The following is a 4,615-nucleotide window of genomic DNA, read 5'->3' as shown; positions in this document are numbered from 1 at the left end:
GTTGGAGCAACAATAGCCGTTTTTAAAATCTCATCTAATTTTTCCTTTTCCACAGGTATATCTTTATATTTTCTTATACTTCTTCTTGATAAAAAATCCATTTATATCTCATCTCCCTTTTATTTAGCTATATATTTATCATATAATCTTTAGTATTGGTTGTCAACAATATAATTTTTATAAAATCTATTTATATAATTTATTATCTATTTTATATAGTCTATATATAATAAAAAAATTCAATATATTTTATTATAATCAATTTTATGATACAATATTATAAGGAGAAATACTTAAGGAGAGTTTAATGAACAAAGAAAACAATTTAAAAAAAGAGTTCGAAAGTTATAAAAATTATATCCTGACTTTAAATAAAGACGAGATATTTAATAGAGCTTTTGAAATTAACTTTTATACAGAGGTATATAATTATTTAAAATATTTGCCACAAAAAGATATAGAAAAATATAAATTAAATGATTTATATATGTGGGAACTCTTTAACTTTTTTATAGATTGTGAAGAGTATAATTACAGTATAAATGATTCCAAGGGAATTTTAAAGCTTGTGGAAGATTTTAATAAGATGAAGGGGCAATAATGAGATTAGATAAGTTTTTAACTGAATGTGGATTAGGTAGTAGAAGAGAGGTAAAGTCTCTTATAGATAATAAAAAAATATCTGTTAATGGAAACTTTAAAATTTCTTCTAAAGATAATATAGATGAAAAAAGTGATATTATAAAATATGAAGACAATATTCTTTCATATAAAGAGTTTAGATACTATATTTTAAATAAAAAATCTGGGTATGTAACTGCTGTGGAGGATCCAAGGGATAAAACTGTTATGGATCTTCTACCTGATTGGGTAATAAAAAAAGATCTTGCTCCTGTTGGACGTTTAGATAAAGATACTGAAGGATTACTTTTACTTACAAATGATGGCCAACTTAATCATAAACTTTTATCACCTAAAAGTCATGTAGATAAAACATATATAGCTCATACTGAAAAAGATTTTTCTGAAGAAGATTTAGAAAAATTAAGAAAAGGTGTGGATATAGGTGGATATATAACAATGCCAGCTGAGGCATCTAAAATTGATACTAATATTCTTTCTCTTACTATAAGAGAGGGAAAATTTCATCAAGTTAAAAAAATGGTAGAGGCTATTGATAATAAAGTTATATATCTAAAAAGAGTATCTTTTGGAAAACTTCTTCTTGAAGATATGGAGTTGGGAGAAGTAAAAGAGATAAATTTAGAAGATATAATTTAAATTTATAAATATATAAAACAATAGGACTTTTTTTGATAAGAAAGAATTTTTTTATAGTTTAAAAAATAAAATTTAAAAATTTTAATTAAAAGTCCTATATAAAAAAATATTTAAAGAAGGTACGATTTTGGATTTAATTGTTAAAGATAAACAAGAGGTAATTGTCAAAAGAAGAAAAAAAAGAGAAAAAGAAAATAGAAAGTCTATTTTTGAAATTTATCGTAGTGAAAAGACTATGAAAGATTACTTTTTCTATTTGAATAACTTTTTATTATTTGTTTATGATAGTGGAGAGCCTATTCAAAATGATGAGATTATAGAATTAATGACAGATATAACAGAAGAAGATGTAGAAGATTACCTCTCTCATCTTCTCTATGAAAGAAAGCTAAAAAAAACATCAGTTAATAAAATTATGTCTGCTCTTAAATCTCTATATAATGAATTGGAAAAGTATAATATAAAAAATCCATTAAAACATATAAAATTATTTAAGACAGGAAGAAACTTAGATAATATTTTAAAAGTTTCATTTGAAGATATAAAAAATATACTTGCTAATTATAAGGTATCAGGAGAGAAAGAATATAGAAATACTATAATAATGAACACCTTATTTTATACAGGTATGAGAAGTCAAGAACTTCTTGATTTAAAATATAAAAATATATTGAAGAGAGATGAGGACTATTATATTAAAATAGAAAAATCAAAGAGTGGTAAGGAGTTATTTAAGCCTATTCATCCTACACTTGTTGAAAAATTGAAAACATTTAAGGACTATGTTAAAAATATGTATAACTATTCAAATGAAGATATGGAAGAACTTTATGTTTTTTCTAGTTCATATGAAAAGAATACACAACTTTCTTATAAAGCTCTATATAATATAATACAAGATATGGGAAGAACAATAGGACTTGATATTAGTCCACATAATATAAGACACGCCATAGCCACAGAGCTGTCATCAAATGGAGCTGATCTTTTAGAGATTAGAGATTTTCTTGGACATTCTGATACAAGGGTTACAGAGATATATATCAATGCAAAATCTCTACTAGATAAAAAAGTTATATCAAAAATACCAGAATAAAATTTTATAGGAGAAAATAATGTTAGAAATAAATAGTAAAGACAATAATCTTTTTAAAAGAATAAAAAAATTAAAACAAAAAAAATATAGAGAACAGGAAAAATTATTTTTAGCAGAGGGAATTAAGTTTTTAGATTTTTCAAAAGAACCAAATTATATTTTTATAGATAGTGATTTTGATTTTTCTGTGATACAAGAAAGACTTAACAAGTTTTCTTGTGATAAATATATTCTCTCTTCTCAACTTTTTAAACAACTTACTTCTCAAGAAAATTCTCAAGGGGTTATATTGATATATAGTTTTAATGAATATTCTTTAGAAGAGATTGAGGATAATATAATTGTATTAGATAAAGTATCAGATCCAGGAAATCTTGGGACTATAATAAGAACAGTTGATGCCGCTGGGTTTAAAGACATAATTCTTACTACTGGAAGTGTAGATTGTTACAATGAAAAAACTATAAGAAGTACAATGGGATCTATATTCAATGTAAGAATTACATATCTTACTGAAGAAAGAATGGTTGAATTTTTAAAGGAGAAAAATTATAAATTAATAGCCACTGCTTTAGATAAAACATCTATCCCATATACAGAGATGAGTTTATCCAATAAAAACGCTATTATTTTTGGAAATGAGGGAAATGGAATAGGAAAAAATCTTTTAGATATTGCTGATGAAAAAGTAATTATTCCTATATATGGAACTGCTGAATCACTTAACGTGGCTATGGCTTGTGGAATTATATTGTATAAAGTGAGAGAATTAATTAAGTAGTCTATTTTTTTAATATTTTATTTGACTATTTAGTTTAAAAATACTATAATATATTTCATATTATAACATTTGGGGTGATATTATGATAAATTTTCCTTTAGAGCTTTATATTAGTTATATTAATAGATTTAATGAGGTAAAAGAAAATAACAAAAAAGAGATTTTAAGCTTAAGGCAAGAACATAAATTCCTTTCTAATCAAGAATTAAATTTTATATCAACAATTTTACTTCAAGATAAAGAAAAAGATAAATTGAAATCTATTATAAATAGAAAAAAACAGATAGAAGAAAAAATTACAGAACTTTTTAGAGATCTTATCACATATAAACTCTATGATATTGTTATAAACAACGAGCAAAAGAGATATGATGGAAATATGCTAGATAGATTTACTGAAAATATTATAAATTATCTAAAAAAAGAGCTTGAGATAGAAAAATTTGAATATTTTGAAATTTCTATAATAAAGCAATTAATAAATGTATCCCAGCATATAGTATCTTCTACTATGTATTCACCTTACTATATAAAAAAATAAAAGGACTGCCAGGCAGTCCTTATTTTTAATTTTGAGGAACTTCATTTACTAATTTTTTTCCTTCTATAAAATCTTTTATGTTATTAAGGGTTACATTTGTAATAGCCTCCACTGCTTCTTCGGTAAAATATGCTTGGTGAGAAGTAACCAAAACATTATGGAATGAAAGTAATCTTCCTAAAATATCATCTTCTATTACTTTATTAGACATATCTTCAAAGAAATAATCCTCTTCTTCCTCATATACATCAAGAGCTGCTGCTCCTATTTTTTTATCTTTAAGAGCTTCTATTAAATCAACTGTATCTATAAGCATCCCTCTTCCTGTATTAACTATCATAACTCCATCTTTCATTTTATTCATAGAATTACGATTTATTATATATTTAGTATCTTTTGTTAATGGACAGTTAAGAGAAATTATATCTGAATTAGCATACAGAGTATCAAGATCTACAAATTCAAATCCTAGTTCTTTAGCTACTTTTTCATTTGGATATGGATCATAAGCTATTACCTTTGTTCCAAATCCTTTTAAAATTTTTATAAGTATCTGAGCAATTTTTCCAGCTCCAATTATTCCCACTGTTTTTCCATATAAGTCAAACCCCATCAATCCACTTATAGAGAAGTTCCCCTCTCTAGTACGGACATAGGCTTTATGTATCTTTCTATTAAGTGAAAGTATCATACCAATAGTATATTCAGCTATTGCATATGGAGAATAAGCTGGAACTCTCACTACCTTAAATCTATTTTTTATAGCTTTTAGATCCACATTATTAAAACCTGCACATCTCATAGCTAATAATTTTATTCCATTCTCTGCCATTCCATCAATTACATTTTTATTTATATCATCATTTGTAAAAGCACACACAACATCAAAACCTTTTGTTAAATCAACAGTTTCTTC

General features: G+C 25.0%; 7 protein-coding genes. 5 read left to right on the top strand and 2 right to left on the bottom strand.

The annotated features are described in order from the left end of the window. Window positions 1–101, bottom strand: a 101-nt coding sequence (locus tag Q1J48_RS06760; protein WP_300362140.1) for a nitroreductase family protein, incomplete at its 3' end; no start/stop codon positions are given. A 206-nt stretch (window positions 102–307) separates the two neighbouring features. On the opposite strand from Q1J48_RS06760, the gene Q1J48_RS06755 reads away from it, so the two are divergent. The 5 genes from Q1J48_RS06755 (at window position 308) to Q1J48_RS06735 (ending at window position 3,699) form a co-directional block, all read left to right on the top strand. Then, the gene (locus tag Q1J48_RS06755; RefSeq protein ID WP_300362137.1) at window positions 308–601 is read left to right on the top strand and encodes a hypothetical protein; all 294 of its coding nucleotides are present in this window, start codon (window positions 308–310) and stop codon (window positions 599–601) included. Continuing rightward, complete coding sequence (locus tag Q1J48_RS06750; RefSeq protein WP_300362135.1) at window positions 601–1,281, top strand: pseudouridine synthase; 681 nt, start codon at window positions 601–603, stop codon at window positions 1,279–1,281. Before Q1J48_RS06755 ends, Q1J48_RS06750 begins: the two co-directional genes overlap by 1 nt. 127 nt (window positions 1,282–1,408) lie before the next feature. Then, window positions 1,409–2,377, top strand: coding sequence for a tyrosine-type recombinase/integrase (locus Q1J48_RS06745; RefSeq protein ID WP_300362132.1), 969 nt, complete (start codon window positions 1,409–1,411; stop codon window positions 2,375–2,377). Window positions 2,378–2,396: 19 nt separating this feature from the next. After that, window positions 2,397–3,158, top strand: a complete 762-nt coding sequence (locus Q1J48_RS06740; protein ID WP_300362130.1) for a TrmH family RNA methyltransferase — start codon at window positions 2,397–2,399, stop codon at window positions 3,156–3,158. 82 nt (window positions 3,159–3,240) lie between these two features. Further along, complete coding sequence (locus Q1J48_RS06735) at window positions 3,241–3,699, top strand: hypothetical protein (RefSeq protein WP_300331108.1); 459 nt, start codon at window positions 3,241–3,243, stop codon at window positions 3,697–3,699. A 25-nt stretch (window positions 3,700–3,724) separates the two neighbouring features. Here Q1J48_RS06735 and Q1J48_RS06730 read toward each other — a convergent pair. Further along, a partial coding sequence (locus Q1J48_RS06730; RefSeq protein ID WP_300362128.1) for a 2-hydroxyacid dehydrogenase occupies window positions 3,725–4,615 on the bottom strand: 891 nt, incomplete at its 5' end.

This window comes from Fusobacterium sp., assembly GCF_029258315.1.
Taxonomy (GTDB): domain Bacteria; phylum Fusobacteriota; class Fusobacteriia; order Fusobacteriales; family Fusobacteriaceae; genus Fusobacterium_B.
The sequence above is the reverse complement of the archived record's forward strand: the minus strand, read 5'-3'. Positions and strand labels throughout refer to the sequence as shown.

What these genes read in the sequence shown, in the direction of transcription:
- Q1J48_RS06755 (WP_300362137.1), top strand. Translation starts at nt 308, where the DNA reads ATGAACAAAGAAAACAATTTAAAAAAAGAGTTCGAAAGTTATAAAAAT.
- Q1J48_RS06750 (WP_300362135.1), top strand. Translation starts at nt 601, where the DNA reads ATGAGATTAGATAAGTTTTTAACTGAATGTGGATTAGGTAGTAGAAGA.
- Q1J48_RS06740 (WP_300362130.1), top strand. Translation starts at nt 2,397, where the DNA reads ATGTTAGAAATAAATAGTAAAGACAATAATCTTTTTAAAAGAATAAAA.
- Q1J48_RS06735 (WP_300331108.1), top strand. Translation starts at nt 3,241, where the DNA reads ATGATAAATTTTCCTTTAGAGCTTTATATTAGTTATATTAATAGATTT.